The organism is Variovorax soli NBRC 106424, assembly GCF_001591385.1.
Taxonomy (GTDB): Bacteria; Pseudomonadota; Gammaproteobacteria; order Burkholderiales; family Burkholderiaceae_C; genus Variovorax; species Variovorax soli.
Window position 1 is genome coordinate 57,176 of sequence record NZ_BCUU01000010.1, and the last position, 22,409, is coordinate 79,584.

Below are 22,409 nucleotides of genomic sequence, written 5' to 3' on the forward strand. Positions count from 1 at the left end.
CCTGCCCGTGCAGGGGCATCAGGCCGTCCATTTGCGGGCGTTGCGCCAGATCTGCATCCAGGGGCTCAACGCGCTCCTGTCGCCCGAGGTCCAGCTCATCTGGATGTTGCGGAACACGCGCTCGGGGTGCGGCATCAACGCGGTGAAGCGGCCGTCGGCGGTGGTCACCGAGGTCAGGCCGCCGGCGCTGCCGTTCGGGTTGAAGGGATAGCGCTCGGTGGCCTGGCCCAGGTTGTCGACATAGCGCATGGCCGCGATGGCCTTGCTGGCGTCGCCGCGGTGCTTGAAGTTGGCATAGCCCTCGCCGTGCGCCACCGCGATGGGCAGGCGCGCGCCGGCCATGCCGGTGAAGAAGATGCTGGGCGAATCGAGCACTTCCACCATCGACAGGCGGGCCTCGAAGCGCTCGCTCTGGTTGGTGGTGAAGCGCGGCCAGTCCTGCGCGCCGGGAATGATGTCGGCCAGCTCGGCGAACATCTGGCAGCCGTTGCACACGCCCAGGCCGAAGGTGTCGGTGCGGCCGAAGAAGGCCTTGAACTGGTCCGCCAGGCGCGGGTTGAAGGTGATGCTGCGCGCCCAGCCGATGCCCGCGCCCAGCGTGTCGCCGTAGCTGAAGCCGCCGCAGGCCACCACGCCCTTGAACTGGGCGAGGTCGGCGCGGCCGGCCTGCAGGTCGGTCATGTGCACGTCGAAGGCGTCGAAGCCGGCCTCGGTGAAGGCGTAGGCCATTTCCACATGCGAGTTCACCCCCTGCTCGCGCAGGATCGCCACCTTGGGCCGGCTGCCGCCGATAACGGCCGGGGCGGCCAGCGCCGCCTTGAGGGACTCGGGCAGGAAGACGTGCATGCCCGGGTCGGACGGATCGCCGGCGGCGGCATGCTCCTGGTCGGCACAGGCCGGGTTGTCGCGGTCGATGTTGATCTTCCAGCTGACCGAATCCCACACCTGGTGCAGGTCGTGCAGGCTGGCGCTGAACACCGACTTGGCGTCGCGCCAGATCTCCAGGCGGCCCTTGCCGGCGTCGATGATGGAGCTCTCGGGGCGGGTCTTGCCCACGAAATGGCTGCAGGCCGACAGGCCGTGCGCGCGCAGGGTCTGCATGACCTCGTTGCGCTGGTCGGTGCGCACCTGCAGCAGCAGGCCCAGTTCCTCGTTGAACAGCGCCTTGAGCGTCAGCTCCTCGCGGCGGGCGCTGACCTGGGTGGCCCAGTTCTTGGCATCGCCGTACTCGGCGCGGCTGTCGCTGATGCCGTCGCCTTCGGTGACCAGCATGTCCACGTTCAGCGCCAGGCCAACATGCCCGGCAAAGGCCATCTCGCAGGCCGCGGCGAACAGGCCGCCGTCGGATCGGTCGTGCATGGCCAGGATGCGCTTGCCGGCGCGCAGTTCGGTCACGGCATCCACCAGGCGCACCAGGTCCTGCGGATCGTCCAGGTCGGGCACCGCGTCGCCGCCCTGCCCCAGCGTCTGCGCCAGGATGCTGCCAGCCATGCGCATCTTGCCGCGGCCCAGGTCGATCAGCACCAGGGTGGTGTCGGCCTCTTGCGCGTCGAGCTGCGGCGTGAGCGTGCCGCGCACATCGTCGACCGAGGCGAAGGCGCTCACGATCAGGCTCACCGGCGAGGTGACGCGCTTATCCTGCTCGCCGTCACGCCACTGCGTGCGCATGGACAGCGAATCCTTGCCCACCGGAATGGAGATGCCCAGCGCCGGGCACAGTTCCAGGCCCACGGCCTTGACGGTTTCATACAGCGCAGCGTCTTCGCCCGGTTCGCCGCAGGCGGCCATCCAGTTGGCCGAGAGCTTGACGCGCGGCAGCTCGATGGGCGCCGACAGCAGGTTGGTGATGGCCTCGGCCACCGCCATGCGGCCCGAAGCGGGCGCGTCGTAGGCGGCCAGCGGGGTGCGCTCGCCCATGCTCATCGCCTCGCCGGCAAAGCCGGCATAGTCGGCCAGCGTGACGGCGCAATCGGCCACCGGCACCTGCCAGGGGCCCACCATCTGGTCGCGATGGCTCAGGCCCCCCACCGTGCGGTCGCCGATGGTGATGAGGAATCGCTTGGAAGCCACCGTGGGGTGCGACAGCACCGCGATGGCCGACTTGGTGAGGTCCACCCCGGTGAGCTCCAGCGGCTTGAAGCTGCGCGGCACCGACTTCACGTCGCGGTGCATCTTGGGCGGCTTGCCCAGCAGCACGTCCATGGGCATGTGGACCGCTTCGTCTTCGCTCCCTCCCCCGCTGGGGGAGGGTTGGGGAAGGGGCAAGACACCGTCGCCGACCACCAGCTCACGCTCTTCGGTCGCCACGCCCACCACCGAGAAGGGGCAGCGCTCGCGCTCGCAGAAGGCCTGGAACATCGGCAGCGACTCCGGCGCGATGGCCAGCACGTAGCGCTCCTGGCTCTCGTTGCACCAGATTTCCTTGGGCGCCATGCCCGACTCTTCCAGCGGCACGGCCGACAGGTCGAAGCGCGCGCCGCGGCCCGCGTCGTTGGTCAGCTCGGGGAAGGCGTTGGACAAACCGCCCGCGCCCACGTCGTGGATCGCCAGGATCGGGTTCTTCTCGCCCTGCAGCCAGCAGTGGTTGATGACCTCCTGCGCACGGCGCTCGATCTCGGGGTTGCCGCGCTGGACCGAGTCGAAGTCGAGCTCGGCCGCATTGGCGCCGGTGGCCATCGAGCTGGCGGCGCTGCCGCCCATGCCAATGCGCATGCCCGGGCCGCCCAGCTGGATGAGCAGCGCGCCGGCCGGAAACTGGATCTTTTGGGTCTGGCTGGCATCGATCTGCCCCAGGCCGCCCGCGATCATGATCGGCTTGTGGTAGCCGCGCTGCACGGTGTCGACGTCGCTGGCCACCGCCTGCTCGTACTCGCGAAAATAGCCCAGCAGGTTGGGCCGGCCGAATTCGTTGTTGAAGGCCGCGCCGCCCAGCGGGCCCTCGGTCATGATCTGCAGCGGGCTGGCGATGTGCTCGGGCTTGCCGTAGCTGCCTTCTTCCGGCCACAGCTTGGAAACAGTGAAGCCGGTGAGGCCCGCCTTGGGGCGCGAGCCGCGGCCGGTGGCGCCTTCGTCGCGGATCTCGCCGCCGGCGCCGGTGGAAGCACCCGGGAAGGGCGAAATCGCCGTCGGGTGGTTGTGCGTTTCCACCTTCATCAGCACATGGTGCTGCGCCTGGCTCTTGGCGTATTCGGGCGCCGGGGCGCCGGCCTCCATGCGCGCCGCAAAGCGCTCCACCGCATGGCCTTCCATGATGGAGGCGTTGTCGGCATAGGCCACCACCGTGTGCTGCGGGTTCGTCTTCTCGGTGTGGCGGATCATCGAGAACAGGCTCTGCGGCTGCTTTTGCCCGTCGATGGTGAAGTCGGCGTTGAAGATCTTGTGGCGGCAGTGCTCGCTGTTGGCCTGCGCGAACATCATCAGCTCGACGTCGGTGGGGTTGCGGCCCAGCCTGGTGAAGGCGTCCACCAGGTAGTCGATCTCGTCCTCGGCCAGGGCCAGGCCGAAGGTCTTGTTGGCTTCCACCAGCGCCTTCCTCCCCTGTCCGGGGCCACCGCCGGCCACGTCCACATGGGCCATGGGGGTGGCGGGCAGCTCGGCGAACAGCGCCTGCGCCTGGTCGAGCGAGGCCAGCACCGATTCGGTCATGCGGTCGTGCAGCAGCGCGGCCACGGCGGCGCGCTGCTCGTCGGACAGCGCCGGCGCCTTGCCGATCAGCGGGGCCTTCAGGCCGATGTGGAATTCGGTGACCCGCTCGATGCGGCGAACGGCCAGGCCGCAGTTGTGGGCGATGTCGGTGGCCTTGGAGGCCCAGGGCGACACCGTGCCCAGGCGCGGCGCCACCACGATGGCGGCGTGGCCGGCACCCGGCTCGGTGAAAGGTTCGCCGTAGTTCAGCAGCGCGGCGAACTGGGCCTGCTGCGCGTCGGAAAGCGCCGCATCGGTGGCCACCAGGTGCACGAAGCGGGCGCTCAGCGAGGTGATGCGGGGTTCGACGGCCTGCAGCCGGGGCAGCAGCTGGCGGGCGCGGAAGTCGCTCAGGGCGCTGGCGCCGGTGAAGCGCGTCACGCAATAGGCAGCATGGGGGGCGGTGTGGGGCCGGTTGGTGGTCACGGGCAGCGTCACTGTCGTTGGAAGGGCCTGGCGGCCTGGATTGAAGGGCGAGGGCTTCTCTCGTTGGGCGGCCGCTGACTGGGGCCATCCCGTGGAAACCCTGAATTTTAGCTGGGCGAATGGGATAATTGCGGCATGAGCATCACCTACAAAGACGCCGAAGGCGTGGCCGGCATGCGCGTGGCCTGCCGCCTTGCTTCCGAGGTCCTGGACTACCTCACCCCCCATGTGAAGCCCGGCGTCACCACCAACGAACTCGACAAGCTCGCGCACGACTACATCACCCAGGTTCAGGGCGCCATTCCGGCACCGCTGAACTACATGGGCGGTGGCTCGGTGCCCTACCCCAAGTCGATCTGCACCTCGGTCAACCACGTGGTCTGCCACGGCATCCCGAACGACAAGGCGCTGAAGAAGGGCGACATCGTCAACCTCGACATCACCGTCATCAAGGACGGCTGGCACGGCGACACCAGCCGCATGTTCATCGTGGGCGAGGGCTCCATCGCGGCCAAGCGGCTGGTGGCCTTCACCTACGACGCCATGTGGCACGGCATCATGAAGGTCAAGCCGGGCGCACGGCTGGGCGACATCGGCTTTGCCATCCAGCGCTTTGCCGAGAGCAACGGCTTCTCGGTGGTGCGCGAGTTCTGCGGCCACGGCATCGGCCGTGGCTTTCATGAAGAGCCGCAGGTGCTGCACTACGGCAAGCCCGGCACGCTGGAAGAGCTCAAGCCGGGCATGACCTTCACCATCGAGCCCATGATCAACGCGGGCAAGCGCGACATCAAGGAGTTCGGCAACGACGGCTGGACCATCGTCACGCGCGACCATTCGCTGTCGGCGCAGTGGGAACACACGGTGCTGGTCACCGAAACGGGCTACGAGGTGCTGACCCTGTCGGCCGGCAGCCCGCCGCCGCCCGCCTTCGTGACGAACACCCCCGTTCCCGCCACCGCCTGAGGCGCCACGCGCGCCGGCCCGGAAACAGCAGACATGGTCGATCTCTCCATGCTGCGCGACGCCTATCGCGCGCAAAAATCCTCCGTCTTCGACGCCCTGCGCAATGCGCATGCACCGGCGCGGGGCGTGCATGGCGTGCTCAAGCAGCTCTCGAAGCTGGCCGACGAGGCGCTGCGCGCGCTGTGGGCCGAGGCCGGCTTCGGCAACCAGCTGGCCCTTGTGGCGGTGGGCGGCTACGGCCGCGGCGAGCTGTTCCCCTATTCCGACGTCGACGTGTTGCTGCTGCTGCCGGACGGGCAGACGGGCCAGTCCTGCAGCGCCGTCGAATCGGCCCGGCTCGAAGCCTTCATCGGCCAGTGCTGGGATGCGGGGCTGGAGATCGGCTCCAGCGTCCGCAATCTGGAGGAGTGCCTGGCCGAAGCGGAGAAAGACGTCACCGTGCAGACGTCCCTGCTCGAATCGCGCCTGGTGGCCGGCGACAAGAAGCTGTTCAACGCCTTCCGCGCGCGCTTCCAGGCCTCCATCGATCCGCGCGAGTTCTTCGCCGCCAAGACGCAGGAGATGCGCCACCGGCACCAGAAGTTCGAGAACACGCCCTACGCGCTGGAGCCCAACTGCAAGGAATCGCCCGGCGGGCTGCGCGATCTGCAGATCATCCTGTGGGTGGCCAAGGCGGCGGGCTTCGGCAACAAGTGGGACGACCTCGCGAAGAGCGGCCTGGCCACCGCCTTCGAGGTGCAGCAGATCAAGCGCAACGAGGCCCTGCTCTCGCTCATCCGCGCCCGGCTGCACGTCATTGCCAACCGCCGCGAAGACCGCCTGGTGTTCGACCTGCAGACCGCCGTGGCGGCCAGCTTCGGCTACGAAGGCGAATCCCAGCGCAAGGCCAGCGAGGCGCTCATGCGCCGCTACTACTGGGCGGCCAAGGCCGTCACGCAGCTGAGCGAGATCCTGCTGCTCAACATCGGCGAGCGGCTGCAGCCGCAGGCCGACGTGCCCAACCGCATCAACGAGCGCTTCTTCGAAAAAGGCGGCACCATCGAGGTGGCCAGCGACGACCTGTACCTGCGCGAGCCGCACGCCATCCTCGAGACCTTCTGGCTCTTCGAGAAGACGGTGGGCGTCAAGGGCCTGTCGGCCCGCACGCTGCGCGCGCTCTACAACGCGCGGCACGTGATGGACAGCAAGTTCCGCAACGACCCGGCCAACCACGAGATGTTCATGCGCATCCTCAAGGAGCCGCGCGGCATCACGCACGCCTTTCGCCTGATGAACCAGACCTCGGTGCTGGGGCGCTACCTGCGGGTGTTCCGCAGCATCGTGGGGCAGATGCAGCACGACCTGTTCCACGTGTACACGGTGGACCAGCACATCCTGATGGTGCTGCGCAACATGCGGCGCTTCTTCATCGTGGAGCATGCGCACGAGTACCCCTTCTGCTCGCAGCTGGCGGGCGGCTGGGACAAGCCCTGGGTGCTGTACGTGGCCGCCCTCTTCCACGACATCGCCAAGGGCCGCGGCGGCGACCATTCGGTGCTGGGCGCGCGCGACGTGCAGCGCTTTTGCCGCCAGCACGGCATCGACCGCGAAGACACCCGGCTCATCGAGTTCCTCGTCGCCTCGCACCTCACGATGAGCCACATCGCCCAGAAGCAGGACCTGAGCGACCCGGCCGTGATCGGCGACTTTGCCAGGCTGGTGGGCAACGAGCGCTACCTCACCGGCCTGTACCTGCTCACCGTGGCCGACATCCGCGGCACCTCGCCGCGCGTGTGGAATGCCTGGAAGGGCAAGCTGCTCGAAGACCTCTACCGCGCCACCGCGCGCGCCCTGGGCGGCCGGCTGCCCGACCCCGGCGCCGAGGTGGAGGCCCGCAAGCGCGACGCGCTGGCCCAGCTGGCGCCGCACGCCCTGCCCTTCGAGGCGCACAAGGCGCTGTGGGACACGCTGGACGTGGGCTACTTCATGCGCCACGACGCCGCCGAGATCGCCTGGCATGCGCGCCAGCTCTCGCGCCACGTGCCGCTGGCCAGCACGCCGGTCGACCCGCATGCGCCGGCCATCGTGCGCGCGCGCCTGTCGCCGGTGGGCGAAGGGCTGCAGGTGCTGGTCTACACGCCCGACCAGCCCGACCTGTTCGCGCGCATCTGCGGCTACTTCGACCATGCCTCCTTCAGCATCCTGGATGCCAAGGTGCACACGGCCAGCAACGGCTACGCGCTCGACACCTTCCAGGTGGTCACCACCTTCCTGCCCGACCACTACCGCGAGCTGATCAGCATGGTCGAGACCGACCTGGCGCACGCGCTGACCAAGCCGGGCGAGCTGCCCGCGCCCAGCCGCGGCCGGGTGTCGCGCCGGGTGAAGAGCTTTCCGATCAAGCCACGGGTCACGCTCACGCCCGACGAGAAGGCGCAGCGCTGGGTGCTCAACATCTCGGCCAGCGACCGCCTGGGACTGCTCTACTCGGTGGCGCGCGTGCTCGCCCGGCACCACCTGAACCTGCAGCTGGCCAAGGTCACGACCCTGGGCGAGCGGGTGGAAGACACCTTCCTCATCAGCGGGCCCGAGCTGCAGGGCCAGCGCTCGCAGATGGACATCGAGACCGAACTGGTCGAAGCCCTCGAGTAGAAAAGAAAACCGGCCCGCCGACTGGCGGGCCGCTTCACTTGCACTTGCCTGTGGCGGATCAGTGCGCCAGCACGGGCCCGTCGGATTCAGGCACGGCGCCGGTACGCACCGCGTTGTTCGCCGCCTCGATGTGCGCGCGCCGCATGGGCCGCAGGATGAACCAGGCCATCAGCGCCGCCAGCGCGTTGAGCGAGCTGGCCACGATGAACACGGCATGCCAGCTGCCCGTCATGCTCACCAGCACGCTGGAGACCGGCACCAGCAGCGAGGCCGTGCCCTTGGCGGTGTAGAGCATGCCGGCGTTGGCGGTGGCATAGCCCGAGCCGAAGGTGTCGGCGCAGGTCGAGGGAAACAGGCTGTAGATCTCGCCCCAGGCAAAGAACACCAGGCCCGTCAGCACCACGAAGAGCACCGGGTTGTGGCCATAGTGGTAGAGCGCCAGGATGCCGAAGGCTTCCATGCCGAAGGCGAAGAACATGGTCGGCTCGCGGCCGATGCGGTCGGACACCCAGCCGAAGAAGGGACGCGTCAGGCCGTTGAGCACGCGGTCGATGGCCAGGGCAAAGGTCAGTGCCGGCAGCGCCAGGCCCATGATGCTCACCGGCGTGTCGCCGATCTGGAAGTCCTTGGCAATCGGGCCGAGCTGCGCGGTGGCCATCAGGCCGCCGGCGGCCACGACCACGAACATGAAGTACATCACCCAGAACACGGGCGAGCGCACCACTTCCGAAGGCTTGAAGTCGCGGCGCGACTGCGGCACAGCGAGGTTCTCGGAGCCACGGCCGGCCTTGGCCTTGAGCGCCGTGCTCACCACGTTGCGCGGGTTGGTCAGCAGCAGCGCCAGGATGGCGACCACCAGGCCCTGGCCGATGCCGAAGTACAGGAAGGCCGACTCGTAGCCGCTGGACTTGATCATGGCCGAGATCGGCAGGATGGTGAGGGCCGAGCCCGCACCGAAGCCCGCGGCGGTCAGGCCCGCGGCCAGGCCGCGGCGGTCCGGGAACCACTTGAGGGCATTGCCCACGCAGGTGCCGTAGACGGCGCCGGCGCCGATGCCGCTCACCGCGGCAGCCACGTACAGCATGGCCAGCGAATCGGCAAAGGAATTGAACACCCAGCCGATGCCGCACAGGATGCCGCCCACCAGCACCACCGGGCGCGGACCGAAGCGATCCACCAGGTAGCCTTCGATCGGGACGAGCCAGGTTTCCGCCAGCACGAAAATCGTGAATGCCACCTGTATTGCGGCGCGCGACCACCCGTGTTTTTCCTGAATCGGATTGACGAATAGCGTCCATCCGTATTGCAGGTTCGCAATCATCGCCATGCAGACGATGCCCATCAGCAATTGCATCCATCGGTACGAAGCGGGTCGTGTCGCCATCGTCGCCAACGTGTTGTCTTTAGTCATTGTGTTGGTCTCCAGATTTGGGAAGTGAACTCGTCTTTTCAGGCCCTGCCATCCAATGGACAACCGGGCCGCGCATTCATTTGCGCGATGGCATTGTGAGAATGCGGCCGCCGGCCAAAAATTGACTGCGATCAAGAATCAGGGAAGCCCTTAACTGCCTGAAAAGTAAAGATGACTTTGGTCACTGGTCGAGCCGCGCCGCTCATTCAATCCAATTCATTCACTCGCAAGTCAATGAAAGCTCATTGAAAGGTTGTTGACAGGTTGCTGAAAGCTTTTTGAAAGGTTTGCGCCGCTGGTTCAAATGCGCGCAATTGAAAAACCGAGACAAAAAAAAGAGCCCGGGATGACCCGGGCTCTTCATTTTTGGGGCGCTCGATCAGCGCTGGGCGAGGCGACTCAGACCGCCGAGCCGGCCACGCCCGGCTGGCCCTGCGTCTGCAGCCGCACTCGCTCGTATTCGGCCGGCGGCATCGGCTGGGCCTTCGGGTCGCCCAGGTCTTCCAGGCGCAGGCGGTAGGTTTCGCGGGCACTGGCGCAGGCCAGCGCGGCCAGCACCGTGATCGACAAGGTGATCGCACCCACGGTGAACCAGATGTTGGCCGAGCCCGGAGGCGCAACGGCCGCAAACAGGGCGGGCAGCATCGCGGTGGCGGCGGTGCCCAGGTTCTGCGAGATGGCCATGGCCGACACGCGGCTGCGGGTGCGGAACAGCTCCGGATAGAAGCTCGGGAACACGGCGTTGTAGCCCTGGTAGACCACGCCCCACATCAAGAGCGACAGCACGATGGCCATCGGCACGTTGTGGATGCTGATGGCATACAGGTAGCCGAAGGACAAGAGGCCCGAGGCCAGCGCGCCGACGATGATCGGCGGCTTGCGGCCGATGCGGTCCGACAGGCTGCCCACGAAGGGAATCACGATCACCGCCAGGATGTTGCCCAGCACCGGAATCCACAGGTAGATGTCCTTCCTGAAGCCGATGCCGTAGGCCGCCTGCACCGCATAGGCCGCGCCGAACACGGTGGCCACCACCGGAATCACGTTCATCAGCGCCATGCACACCACGCGGATCATGTCGCGCCAGCTGTCCTGGAAGGCCAGGATGACGGGCGACCTGGGCACCTGGCCCTGCGTCGTTTCCTGGGTGAAGGCAGGCGTCTCGTCGACTTTGCGGCGGATGATGTAGCCGGCCACGATCACCAGGAACGACAGCAGGAAGGGAATGCGCCAGCCCCAGGTGTTGAACTGCTCTTCGGGCATGTAGTGCGCCAGCGGCAGGAACACCGCGGCTGCCAGGATCTGCCCCGCCTGCACGCCCTGCAGCGCGAAGCTGGCGAAGAAGCCGCGCCGCCCGAAGGGCGCATGCTCCAGGATCATCGAGCTCGCGCCCGAAATCTCGCCGGCCACCGCAAAGCCCTGGATGAGGCGCATGAGCACCAGCAGCGCCGGCGCCCACAGGCCCACTTGCGCATAGGTGGGCAGCAGGCCCACGGCCATGGTCGAAAAGCCCATCAGGAACATGCAGATCAGCAGCACGTTCTTGCGCCCGTGCGTGTCGCCCAGGTGGCCCAGCACGAAGGCGCCGATGGGCCGCGCCACGTAGCCCACGCCGTAGGTGGCCAGCGAGGCGATGATGGCGATCTTCGGGTTGCCGGAAGGGAAGAAGATCTGCGGAAAGATCAGCGACGCCGCGGTGGCGTAGATGAAGAAGTCGTAGTGCTCCAGCGCCGAACCGATCCAGCCGCTGGCGGCGGCCTTCTTCGACTGTTGCTGGGTGTGCGCCTGCGGCGCCGATTGCACATGGGCCATCGGTCAGTCTCCTGAGAAATTGTGTGGGTGTGTGGCAGCGGGGATCGGAAAGCGCAGGCGAAGAGCGTCAGCTTGCCTGCTGCGCCTGGGAAGCCAGGCGCGCCGGTGCGTTCGCGGCGCCGTAGCCGTCATAGGCGGCGTCGCGCTGCACCAGCTCGAAAAAGAAGCCGCCGGCCAGGGGCGGCGTGTAGGCATGCAGGTAGTCGCCGCCGCTCGCGCGGTCCAGCAGCACGCCGTGCGCGCGAAGGCGCGCCAGCAGTTCCGGCGCCAGGTCCAGGCGGGTCGGAAGGTCGTCGTAGTAGTTGTCCGAGATCGGCACGAAAGGCACGCCGCGCGCCCGCAGCGCCGCCACGGCCTGGAAGATGTCCTGCGTGGCCAGGGCGATGTGGTGCACCGTGCCGCCGCCGCGCTGCGACACGCCGCGCGCGATCTGCGTGCTCTGGCTGGTGGAGGCGTTGAGCACCAGGCGCACGCTGCGGTCGGCATTGGCCAGGCCGCGGCTTTGCACCAGGCCGAACGGGTCCGCCAGCTCCAGGCTCTCGCCGGCTTCCAGGCCCAAGACGGCGCGTGCGAACAGCATCCATGTGTGCAGCTGGTCGGGCGCCAGGCCCAGGGCCACGTGGTCCACGCGCAGCAGGCCGGCCGCCGTGTTTTCGGGCTGTGCGTCCACGCCGGGTTCGGCCACGAAATCGGTCTTGAACAGGGCTTCGGTGCCCAGGCGCATGTCGACGAAATGCACCAGGTTGCCGCCGGGCATCACCGTGGCCGGCACGCGCATCTCGCCCGGGCCCACCGGGCTGTCGTGCCAGCGCGAGAGCAACTGCGTGGCGCGGCCCACGGCCTGCACCGGGTCGGGGCTGCCGATGCCCAGGGCGCACACGGTGCAGTCGCCGGCCTGCTCGAAGCGCTCGCTGGCGTAGGAGCCCGGCTGCGCGTTCACGATGAAATGGATGCCGCCCTGGCGATACAGGCGCACGGCCTTCGAGCGGTGTCGCCCGGCGTGGGCAAAGCCCATCTGCTGGAACAGCGCGTCCAGGTGACCGGCCGCCTTCTCGTCGGCGGCGAACTCGATGAACTGGATGCCGTCCAGCACGGGCGCGGGCGGCGGCTCGAACAGCGCCAGCTCCGCCGGGGGCGAAGGCAGGCGGTGGCGCATCTCGCTTTCGAGAAACAGGAGCGAGCGCATGGCATCCACGGCGGTGCGGCGGTTGGGCGTCTCGCGGAAGATGTCGTTGAAGATCTCCAGCGACAACGTGCCCCGGTAGCCGGCCTTCAGCACCTGCTCGAAGAAGTCAAACACCGGCAGCTCGCCTTGCCCGGGAAAGCAGCGGTGGTGGCGGGCCCACTGCAGCACGTCCATCGACAACAGCGGCGCGTCGGCCATCTGCACGAAGAAGATCCGGTCGCCCGGCAGCTTGGCGATGCCGGCGATGTCGTCGCGCAGCGAGAGGGTGTGGAAGCTGTCCAGGATCAGGCCCAGCGCCGGATGGTCCGCGCGCTGCACGATGTCCCAGGCCTGGCCCCAGCGCGAGGTGGCGCGGCCCCAGGCCAGCGCCTCGAAGCCGATGCGCAGGCCGCGGCGGGCGGCCCGCTCGGCCAGTTCGTGCAGCTGCGCCGCCGCCAGCGAAGGATCGTCCACGACCAGCGGCGAGGTGTTGGAGCACACCAGCAGCAGTTGCGCGCCGAGCTGCTCCATCAGGTCGAACTTGCGCTCGGCGCGCTCCAGGCTGCGCTCGAACTGCGCCTGGGGCATGCCCTCGAAGTCGCGCAGCGGCTGGTACAGCTCCAGCGTCAGGCCGAGGTCGGCGCCGATCTGCCGCAGGTCGGTGGCCGAGCCGCGGAACTGGATGAAGTCGGGTTCGAACAGCTCATAGCCCTCGAAGCCGGCGGCCGCAATGGCTTCGAGCTTCTGGCGGAGGGTGCCGCTGAGGGAGACGGTGGCAATGGATCGGCGCATGGCGGCAATGTAGGCCGGCATGCGCCCCGCCCACAATCGCCGGCCGGGCCGATCCGTTCGATCATCGATCACATGCGCGCGACAGGCGCACGCACTGGGGGCTTTTCCCTAGGTTGCCATTTGCCGTTCGAGCAGGATCGAGCGCTTCGCGTACGGAGATCGGACCAACTGCCGTTCAGGACCCATCCGCCTGGAACGGATTGAGCGGCCCGAGCGGTCGCCCCCAGGTGCGGCCCGGGGCACGCGCCTGCGAGGCCGCATGCCACTGGCGATGCGCCTCGCGCAAGGCCGCGGCCATGGATTCGCCCGCCCATCCGGCCGACTGCGCGGACGCGCCCCGGTACAGGTGGCGCTGCAGCGACTCCAACTGCGCCGACAGCGCTGCGTTGTCCAGTTGCGCGGCCCATGCCTGGGGCGTGGTTTGCGCATGTACCTGGCTCCATGCCAGCAGTGCGCGGTGCGCGGCGGCCGCGTCTCCAGCCCGGCATGCCGCCAAGGCCTGCTCGAACATGGCCGCATCGGATTCGGCATGCACGGCCTGCAACTCGGCCCGCCGCTGGCGCCAGCGCGGCCATTGCCTGCGCGCGATCCAGGCAAGCGCCGCCAGCAGCACCGCCACCGCCAGCCAGGTCGCCAGGCGCCACCAGTCGACGGGCTGGCGTGGCGGCGCCGGCGCTGCGCCGACCGGCAGTTCCGGCGCAATGCGCTGGCCGGCATGCTCGCCGGATTTCACCTGCACCGTGATCGCGGGCGCGCGCGCGGTGGCCGGCTTCTGCGTCTGCGGGTCCAGCCACTGCACCCTGACCTCGGGCAGCGTGTAGCGGCCGGAATCCTCGAACACGTAGGTCACGCGCTCGATGCGCCGGCCACCGGCGAAGCTGCCGCCCTCGCCGTTCGAATCGCGCAGCACCGGGTCGGCCGCATACATGCGCACGCTGCGCGGCGCCTCGAAATGCGGCGGCGGAATCAGCATGGCGGGCGTGCCCGCGGCCTGGATTTCGACGGTGCGCACCAGCGCATCACCGGCCGAGAGTTGCCCGGCGTCGCGGTCCAGGCTCTGGTGAATGACCAGTCGGGTGGCCGGCAATATCGCGGCGCCCGCACCAGATGCTGCGGCGCCGGCCGGCGCCTGCACGCTGATGCGCGTGGCCGGCAGCGTCAGGCTGGCCTGCTGGGTCTTGTCGTCGTTGCCGTGGTAGCTGAAGTCGATCTTGACCGGCGGCAGCGTGAAATCGCCGGGCTGCTGCGCCGTGAACACATAGTTCTTCTGGATGGTGGCCAGGGTCTGGCCGCCGTCCTGCTCCACGCCGTGGATGCTGCGTTCGTCCGGCATGGTGACGATGGCGCCGGGCACCTCCAGCGCAGGAAACGGCGGCGCGCTCAGGAAGAAGTTGGGCGCCACCACCGTCACCTCGATGCGCACCTGCTGACCGACCAGCACCGGCTGCCTGGCCTGCACTTCCACCCGCACGGCCGGCGCGGTGGCGGCGTGCGCCAGGGCCCCGGCCAGCATGAGGGCGAGCCATGCCGCCCATCGGTGGGCGATGCCGCGCAGCCAAGCCGTTCGCGTGCGCTTCATCATGGCTTCGCCCCGGATGGCCCGCCCGCAGGCGGCGCGGGCGATGCAGGGGGCGCAGCCGGCGTGGGCCGCTCCACCTGCAGCATGAACTTGCGCGCCAGCAGCGCAGTGGGCGAGGTCTGGATGTTGCGCATCCAGGTCTCGGCATTCTGCTCGGCCAGCGCCTGCATTTCCTTGCCGCCCTTCTGGTCCTTGTCCTTGTCGAACTCGATCTTGTCGGGCCGCTGGTCGGGCGCCTCTTCCTCGCCATCCTTTTCCTGCCTGGCGATCAGCGCCTGCATCAGGGCAAGGTTGTCTTTCGCTTCCTTCCAGTCGGGCCGCTCCTGCAGCGCCTGGGTGTAGAAGGCCGCCGCCGCCGAAAATCGACGGCGCTGCGCCAGCGCGTTGCCCTGGTTGAAGGCGCTCTCGGGCGAGTTCACCTGCGCGAAGGCCTGCTGCGCGGCGTCGTAGCGCGCGGCCCGGTACAGCGCCACGCCGCGCCACATGGGGTCGGTGAACAGCGCCGCCGCTTTCTCGAACTCGCCGTTTTCGAAGGCGCGGCGGGCCTGCTGGTCGGGCGTGAGCCACAGGTCGATGAAGCGCCACGGCCGCGGCCCCGCCGCGGCATCGGCCGCCGCCGGCGCGTCGGCGGCAGTGCTCGTCACCAGTTGCGCCAGGGCTTCGCGCGGCAGACCCGCGCCCGCCAGCACCGCGGCCATCAGCCACGTCCCGAGCCAGCGCACCGTCCAGCCCTTGCGGAACCACAGCGCCGACAGCAATGCGATGGGCAGCATCAGCCACCAGCCCGATTCCTTCCAGCGCGCATTGGATTGCGACTCCTTCTGCGCCAGGTGCGACTGCACCCGATGCTGCACCCAGGCCACGTCGTCGTCGCCATCCAGCGTGACTGTGGCCACCGGCACATCGGCATCGCGGCCCAGGCGCTTGAGCGCCTCCACATCGAGCCGGGCGAAGGCGGGCCGGTTGGCGCTGCCCGGCGCGCCGTCGTCCTGCGCCTTCAGCGGCCCGCCCTTCTCGGTGCCGAAGCCCAGCACCACCGGCAGGCTGCGCCCGCTGTCCACCTGGGCCTTGAAGGCCTCGGTGGCCCCCGGCTCGACGCCGTCGGTGAAGAAGACGATGGTGCCGGCCGTGTCTTCCTTGGCCATGTCCGCATCGATGGTGCGCAGCGCCAGCGCGGTGTTCTTGCCCGGGCGCGGCATGATGCCGGTCTGCAGCGCATCGACGAAGGTCTGGATCAGCCGCGCGTCGTCGGTGAGGGGCAGCACCAGGTGCGTGCTGCCGGCATAGGCATAGATGGCCGTGCGCGCGCCCTGGCGCAGCGCCAGCAGCGACTTCACCTTGAGCTTGGCGCGCTCCAGCCGCGTCGGGCTGACATCCACCGCATCCATGGTGGCCGACAGGTCGATGGCAATGGCCAGCGGCGCCTTCTCTTCCAGGAACGGCGGCCGCTCGCGCTCCCAGGTGGGGCCGGCCATGGCCAGTGCGCCCAGCGCCATCAGGGCCGAGGTGAGATGCACCGGGCGCAGGTGCCAGCGGCCGCGCCGCTCCACCACCAGCGCGTCCAGCAGGTGCGGCGCGATGCTGCGGCGCCAGCGCTTGCGCACATCGTCCTGCCAGCCCACGGCCCACAGCAGCAGGCCGGCCGGCAGCAGCGCCAGCAGCCACCAGGGCCGCAGGAAGTGGAACTGGGCCAGGCTATCCATCAGGCGCCGCCTCCCTGCTGCGCCGGCCTGCCCTCGTCCGCCCCTTCGTCCGCCGCGCGCGCGGCGGATGCGCGCCGCGCCAGCGCCCAGGAGGCCATCAGCAGCTGGTAGGCGATGACGATCAGCACCGCGGCGCCCAGCGGCCACATGAAAAGCTCGCGCCGCGGGCGCCACGACAGCGTCTTCTGGTTGTGCGGCGTGATGCGGTCGAGCGTGGCGTAAATCTGCTCCAGCTCGCCCTGGTTGCCCGCAAAGAAAAAGCGCCCGCCGGTTGTGGCCGCCAGCCGCCGCAGCAGTTCGAGGTCGACCTTGTCCTCGCCGCTGGCGTTGGGGTCGCCGATGCCCACCGTGTGCAGCGTCACGCCGCGCTCCTTGGCAATCTCGGCGGCCTTGGGCGGCGGCATCTTGCTGGCGGTGTCGTTGCCGTCGGTGAGCAGGATCATCACCTTCTGCGGCGCCTTGCTGTGCTCGAACATCTTGATGCCCAGGCCCACCGCATCGCCCATCGCCGTACTGGGCCCGGCCATGCCCGGCAGCATCTCGTCGATCATGGTCTGCACCAGGGCATGGTCCATGGTGAAGGGCACCTGCGGATACGGCGCGTCGCCGAACACCACCAGGCCGATGCGGTCGCCCTGGCGACGGCCGACGAAGTCGTGCACCACCTGGCGCACCGCATCCACCCGCGCAATGACCGCGCCGTCGGGGCGCTTGTAGTCGCGCGCATCCATCGACTGGGACAGGTCGAGCGCCAGCAGCAGGTCGCGCGCCGGCTGGATCTTCTGGATGGGCGGCTCCACGAACTGCGGCCGCGCCAGCGCCAGCACCACCAGCGCCCACGCCACCGGCGCCAGCAGTTTCTGCAGCCAGTGCCGGCGCGGCACCACGGCGCCGGGCGCAGGCTTGAGGCCGGCGGCACTGGCGACTTCACCGAAGAACGGCAGGCGCACCGAGGCGCTCTCCTCGCGGTAGGCCGGCATGAGCCACCACACCAGCAGGGGCAGCGGCAGCAGCGCCAGCAGCCAGGGATATTCAAGTTGATACATGGCCCTGGATCCACTGGCGCGAGGCCTCGATGACCGCTTTCACGTCATGGCGCGGCACGCGCCGCAGCGCGGCGGCGTCGTGGTACTGCACGTCGCGCACCAGTGGCGCCAGCGCCTGCGCCGCGTTCAGTGCGTGGCCGGCATTGGCTTGAAGGAACTGCGCCCAGTCCTCCCCGCTTCGCCCAGCCACCTGCTCGCGCGGCCAGGCCGCCAGCGCGCAGCGCTTGATCAGTTCGGGCAAGGCAGCCAGCACCACCGGGCCGAGGCCGGCATCGGCCTGCCAGCGCTGCTCCAGCCGGCGCAGCTCGGCCAGCGCATCGCGCCGGTAGCGGTTGCGCCACCAGCGCCGCGCGCCGCGCCAGGCGAGCCACAGTGCGAGCACGGCCAGCACGGCGCCCAGCACTTCCCAACCGACGGTCTGCGGCATCCACGATACCGGCGGCGGCTGCACCACGTCGGCCAGTTGCGAGAGCGAGGGGGTCGGCGTGCCGGCGTCGCTCATCACCGGCTCCCGCGCCCGGTGGGCAGGTTGTCCTGTCCGAGCAGGCGGCGCAGTTGCGGCGCGGTTTCCTCGGCCGCCGACAGCGGCAGCACCGGCACGCCGATGCGATGCCGCCACTCGAACAGCTCGCGGCTGCGCTCGCTCACGAACTGCGCAATGCCCTTGCGCACCGCGTCGCGGCCCAGGCCGAGCTCCACCTGCAGTTCGCCGTCGCTCACCACCAGGTCGCCCGACGGCGGCAGCTCGCTCAGGAAGGGGTCGTGCACCACCACCGCCAGCAGGTCGTTGCGGGCCGCAATGCGCGTCATCAGCTCGCGGGTGAGTTCGTCATGCCCGTCGAAATCGCTCACCACCACCACCAGGTGGTCGTGGTGAGCGAGCCGGGCAGCCTGCTGCAGCGCCTTGTTGAGCTGCGATGCGCCCCGCCCCGCCGGCGCATCCGCCCGCAGCCGCTGGTTGCGCCGGGCGATCTCGCCCAGCAGCTGCTGCACCGCGTCGCGGCTTCGCTTGGGGCGCAGCTGGGTGAAGTCGTCGTCCCCGAACACCAGGCCGCCGACCCTGTCGCCGTCCATCAGCACGCGCCAGGCCACCAGGGCGGCGGCTTCGGCGGCGCTCACCGACTTCATCGCGCGCCGGGTGCCGAAGAACATGTTCATGCGCTGGTCCACCAGCAGCAGCACCGGCCGGTCCTTTTCTTCGGAGTACACCCGCACATGCGGCACGCCGCTGCGCGCGGTCACGCGCCAGTCCATGCTGCGGATGTCGTCGCCCGGCAGGTAGACGCGCAGTTCCTCGAAGTCGAGGCCGCGCCCGCGCACCCGCGAGGCATGCCGCCCGGCCAGCACGCTGTGCACCGGCTGGCGCGGCTTGAAATGGAATTCGCGCGCGGCCATTTCCAGGCTGGCCAGGTGGGCCGAGTCCACGTGGACGCCACCGATGGCCTCCGCCGCGCCGCTCGCTGCCCCGGACGCCCGTTCCGCCGGGCGCCGCGCCAGCCGCGCGGACAGCGCATGGCCCGCCCGTGCCAGGCCGGCCAGGTGCAGACGCTTGCCGTTGAACATCCCGATCCAGTCCCGCTGCGCGGCTTGCCGCCGCCTCAGGCCACCGCCACCTTCTGCAGCAGCCGGTCGATGACCGCATCGGCGGTGATGTGCGCCGCATGCGCTTCGTACGACAGGATCAGGCGGTGGCGGAACACCTCGTGCACCACCGCCTGCACGTCTTCCGGCACCACGTAGTCGCGCGCCTGCAGCCAGGCGTAGGCGCGCGCGACCTTGTCCAGGCCGATGGAGCCGCGCGGGCTCACGCCCACCTGGATCCACTGGGCCAGCTCGGCATCGATGGCGGCCGGCTCGCGGGTGGCCTGCACCAGCGCCACGATGTACTGCTCGACGGCCTCGCTCACCTGCAGCGCATGGATCTCGGCGCGCGCGGCGAAGATGCTTTCCTGCGCCAGCCGGGCCTCGCCCTCGCCGGCCGCGCCGCGCGCCTTGGCGGCGGCTTCCTCGCTGCGGGCGAGGCGCACGATCTGCGCCTCGGCGCCGGCTTCCGGATAGCCCACGCTCAGGTGCATCAGGAAGCGGTCCATCTGCGCCTCGGGCAGCGGATAGGTGCCCTCCTGCTCGATGGGGTTCTGCGTGGCCATCACCAGGAACAGCGGCGGCAGCGCATGGGTGGTGCCGCCCACGGTCACCTGGCGCTCTTCCATGGCTTCGAGCAAGGCGGCCTGCACCTTGGCGGGCGAACGGTTCACTTCGTCGGCCAGCACCAGGTTGGCGAACAGCGGCCCCTGCTGGAAGCGGAACTCGCCCTTGCCGCCTTCGCTGTAGTAGATCTCCGAGCCGGTGATGTCGGCGGGCAGCAGGTCGGGCGTGAACTGGATGCGAGAGAGCTTCGCGTCCAGGTGCCTGGCCAGGCTCTTGATGGCGCGCGTCTTGGCCAGGCCGGGCAGGCCTTCCACCAGCAAGTGCCCGTCGGCCAGCAGGCCCAGCAGCAGGCGCTCGATCATGCGCTCCTGGCCCACGATGGATTCGCCCATGCGGGCCTTGAGTTGAAGGACGTCGTCGCGTGCGCTCATGGAAAGTCCCTTGCCTTGTGTGTCTAGCGGACGCCGCCAGTGAACCACTGGAAATACGGGTTGGCGGGCGCGGCCTGCATCAACTGCCGGATGTCGCCCGCCCAGCCCTCGCGGTCGCCCTGGTAGGCGCGAAGCCCGGCCGTGTAGAAAAGATAGAGCAGATCGCGCTCGCGGGCGATCCCTTGCAGCAGCGCGTCGTCGGCGCCGACCAGCGGCGGCTCGGTGTGCATGTCGAGCATGGTGCTGAGCACCTTCGGGAAATCCTCGCGCCGAACCCAGCTGGCGTATTCGATGCGGGGCCGGTCGTCGGTGACGGCCGGCGCGTTGCCCGCATAGCGCTCCAGCATGGCGCGGTCGCCGACCCAGGTGGCCAGCAGCGCCGCCGGCGAATCCACGCCCACTTCGCGCAGGGCCTGGGCCACTTCGGGCTGGGCCATGCGCGTGGTGATGCGCGAGGCGTCGAGCGCCATGGGCTGCATCGAGCCCACCAGCATCATCTCGTGCAGCTCGGTGGTCCAGAGCGTGGCATGCGGGAACACGGCCAGGAAGCTCTGCACCAGCGCGCGCGTGTCCTCGTCATTCTGCGTGGGCAGCGGCAGCCACTGCGCCACCATGCCGCCGGGCTGCAGGCGGCTGGCCGCCAGGCGATAGAAGTCGGTGGAATACAGGTTGACCACGCCTGCAGCGGAAGGCGGCGGCGGCTCCAGCGTGACGAGGTCGTACTGCGCAGTGCTCTGCAGCAGCTCGCGGCGGCCGTCGCGCACGCGGATCTGCATGCGTGCGTCGCCGGTGAGCCCGTAGTTGCCGCGGAACTGCGGCGCCGCGCGCACCACGGCCGGCAGCAGTTCGGCCACCACGCGCTCCTGCAGCCCCGGATAGGCCAGCAAGGCGCCGCCGGTGATGCCGGTGCCCAGGCCGATGACCAGCGCCGACCTGGGCTCGCCGCCGTGCACGATGAGCGGCAACAGCGCCTGCAGGCGCATGTAGCGCAGCGATGTCATGGCGTCGCCCGAGTTGGACACGCCCTGGATGTAGAGGCGGTTGAACCGGTTCTGCCCGGCGCGCTGCTTCACCACCGCCACCGTGGCGCCGCGGCTTTCCTCGTAGGCCACCAGTTCGCCGCCGCGCGCCTGCGTCAGCAGGCGCGCCAGGCGATCGGGCGGCGCCAGCATGGCGCCGGCGGCCACGAAGCCCGTCAACACGGCCACGCCCCAGCGCGGCACCGCGCGAACGCCCGGCACCGCCCAGGCGGCGACCAGTCCGAGAAGGCAGGCAGCCGCGGCCAGCACCGCCAGCGTGCGAACCAGCCCGAGCAGCGGCACCAGCACAAAACCCGCCAGCAAAGTGCCGGCGATGCCGCCCAGGGTATTGAGCGCCAGCACCGTTCCCACTTCGCGCCCCACGCCCCGGCCCGCCGCGGCCAGCCGCAGCGCCACTGGAAACGCCGCACCCAGCAGCAGCGTGGGCAGGAAGACGATGCACAGCGCCGCCGTGGCAAAGCGCGCGCACATGGCGGCCAGCAGGCTGCCGGTGGCGCTGCGCGCCCATTGCGAAGCCAGCGACTGCAATTGCAGCAGCCATTCGCCCAGCAGCGCCACTTCGAGCAGCGCCAGGGCGCCGGCCGCGCCGATGAGCATCGCGAACACGCCCCAGGGGTCGCTCAGCCGGTCGGCCCGGCGCGCGATCCAGGCGCTGCCGAGCATCAGCCCGAGCAGGTAGGTGGCCAGCACGATCGAGAACGCCACGCTGCGCGTGCTGATGAACTGCACGATGGCCTGCGACCAGACCACCTCGTAGCCCAGCGCCAGGCCACCGGCCACGGCATAGAGCGCCACCGCCAGCCGGGCCTGCCGCGCCCTCGCCTCGTCTGCGGCGGGCGTCAAGGCCTGCGGGGCGGCCGGAACCGGCCCTGCGTCGGCGGGCATGCCCGCCTCAGCCGGTGCACGCGCGGCCAGCACCCACGCCACGCCGGCGACCAGCACATTGAGCAGGGCCGCCACCAACGCACTGCCGCGCAATCCGAACCAGGGAATGAAGCAGAACGCCGCCAGCAAGGTGCCGGCAATGGCGCCCAGCGTGTTGGCCGCATAGAGGCGCCCGCCCGCCCAGCCGCGCTGCGCCACCAGGGGCCGCAGCGCCCGCATCAGCACAGGCAGCGTGCCCCCCAGGAGCGCGGCGGGAAGCGCCACCAGCAGCAGCGGCAGCAGCCAGGCCAGCGGGCCGACGCGCGATTCGAGCCAGACGAAGGGAACCGCGACGGCGCCCAGCGCGAGGGTGACGGCCAGTCCCAACACGCCGGCCGCAAGTTCCAGCGCGGCATACAGGCGCCAGGGTTGCCCGGCGCCGTCGGCCAGCCGGCCGAACAGCCAGCCGCCCACGGCCAGGCCGGCGAAGAAGGCGCCGACGCCCAGGCTCACGGCATGGACGTCCACCCCGACCACCAGCGAGAGCTGGCGGATCCACAGCACCTGGTACACCAGCGCCGCGGTGCCCGAGGCGAACAGGAGCGCGGCGGGCCAGCCCAGCCGCACGCCGCCCTGAACCGTCGCCGCTGCGCGGCCTTGCGGCGAGGCCGCCTTGGCCTTGCCTCGCCCCATCACTCCCTGCACCCGGTCACC

13 protein-coding genes are annotated in these 22,409 nt (G+C 69.6%); 2 read left to right on the forward strand and 11 right to left on the reverse strand.

The features are described 5' to 3' along the window. Positions 1-18: 18 nt before the first annotated feature. Entirely contained in the window at positions 19-4,065 is a 4,047-nt protein-coding gene (gene purL / locus VSO01S_RS05315; RefSeq protein ID WP_068640778.1) for a phosphoribosylformylglycinamidine synthase, read from the reverse strand. Positions 4,066-4,245: 180 nt separating this feature from the next. Here purL and map point away from each other — a divergent pair, with 180 nt between their 5' ends. Both map and VSO01S_RS05325 read left to right on the forward strand, forming a co-directional pair. Further along, positions 4,246-5,073: a type I methionyl aminopeptidase gene (map, locus tag VSO01S_RS05320; protein WP_068640758.1), complete on the forward strand. Its 828-nt coding sequence runs from the start codon at positions 4,246-4,248 to the stop codon at positions 5,071-5,073. A 33-nt stretch (positions 5,074-5,106) separates the two neighbouring features. Next, positions 5,107-7,704, forward strand: a complete 2,598-nt coding sequence (locus VSO01S_RS05325) for a [protein-PII] uridylyltransferase (RefSeq protein WP_068640759.1) — start codon at positions 5,107-5,109, stop codon at positions 7,702-7,704. Between the two features lie 58 nt (positions 7,705-7,762). Here the strand turns inward: VSO01S_RS05325 and oxlT are convergent, their stop codons facing one another. The 10 genes from oxlT to VSO01S_RS05375 all read right to left on the reverse strand — a co-directional run bounded on the left by oxlT (position 7,763) and on the right by VSO01S_RS05375 (position 22,388). Further along, complete coding sequence (gene oxlT / locus VSO01S_RS05330) at positions 7,763-9,088, reverse strand: oxalate/formate MFS antiporter (protein ID WP_153305137.1); 1,326 nt, start codon at positions 9,086-9,088, stop codon at positions 7,763-7,765. 426 nt (positions 9,089-9,514) lie between these two features. After that, positions 9,515-10,927 (reverse strand): MFS transporter, encoded by a 1,413-nt coding sequence (locus tag VSO01S_RS05335; RefSeq protein WP_068640761.1) that lies wholly within the window; start codon positions 10,925-10,927, stop codon positions 9,515-9,517. Positions 10,928-10,994: 67 nt separating this feature from the next. Beyond that, complete coding sequence (locus tag VSO01S_RS05340) at positions 10,995-12,884, reverse strand: bifunctional sugar phosphate isomerase/epimerase/4-hydroxyphenylpyruvate dioxygenase family protein (protein WP_068640779.1); 1,890 nt, start codon at positions 12,882-12,884, stop codon at positions 10,995-10,997. A gap of 175 nt (positions 12,885-13,059) precedes the next feature. Then, positions 13,060-14,463 (reverse strand): BatD family protein, encoded by a 1,404-nt coding sequence (locus tag VSO01S_RS05345; RefSeq protein ID WP_068640762.1) that lies wholly within the window; start codon positions 14,461-14,463, stop codon positions 13,060-13,062. Further along, positions 14,463-16,166, reverse strand: a complete 1,704-nt coding sequence (locus VSO01S_RS05350) for a vWA domain-containing protein (RefSeq protein WP_068640763.1) — start codon at positions 16,164-16,166, stop codon at positions 14,463-14,465. The genes VSO01S_RS05345 and VSO01S_RS05350 overlap by 1 nt, the downstream gene beginning before the upstream one ends. Then, positions 16,166-17,212: a vWA domain-containing protein gene (locus VSO01S_RS05355; protein WP_068640764.1), complete on the reverse strand. Its 1,047-nt coding sequence runs from the start codon at positions 17,210-17,212 to the stop codon at positions 16,166-16,168. Before VSO01S_RS05355 ends, VSO01S_RS05350 begins: the two co-directional genes overlap by 1 nt. Next, positions 17,199-17,714, reverse strand: coding sequence for a DUF4381 domain-containing protein (locus VSO01S_RS05360; protein WP_068640765.1), 516 nt, complete (start codon positions 17,712-17,714; stop codon positions 17,199-17,201). The genes VSO01S_RS05355 and VSO01S_RS05360 overlap by 14 nt, the downstream gene beginning before the upstream one ends. Next, the gene (locus VSO01S_RS05365; protein WP_084241700.1) at positions 17,714-18,775 is read right to left on the reverse strand and encodes a DUF58 domain-containing protein; all 1,062 of its coding nucleotides are present in this window, start codon (positions 18,773-18,775) and stop codon (positions 17,714-17,716) included. The genes VSO01S_RS05360 and VSO01S_RS05365 overlap by 1 nt, the downstream gene beginning before the upstream one ends. Before the next feature lie 35 nt (positions 18,776-18,810). Then, positions 18,811-19,791: an AAA family ATPase gene (locus VSO01S_RS05370; protein ID WP_068640766.1), complete on the reverse strand. Its 981-nt coding sequence runs from the start codon at positions 19,789-19,791 to the stop codon at positions 18,811-18,813. A gap of 23 nt (positions 19,792-19,814) precedes the next feature. After that, positions 19,815-22,388, reverse strand: a complete 2,574-nt coding sequence (locus VSO01S_RS05375) for a fused MFS/spermidine synthase (protein ID WP_169804085.1) — start codon at positions 22,386-22,388, stop codon at positions 19,815-19,817. Between the last annotated feature and the right edge of the window lie 21 nt (positions 22,389-22,409).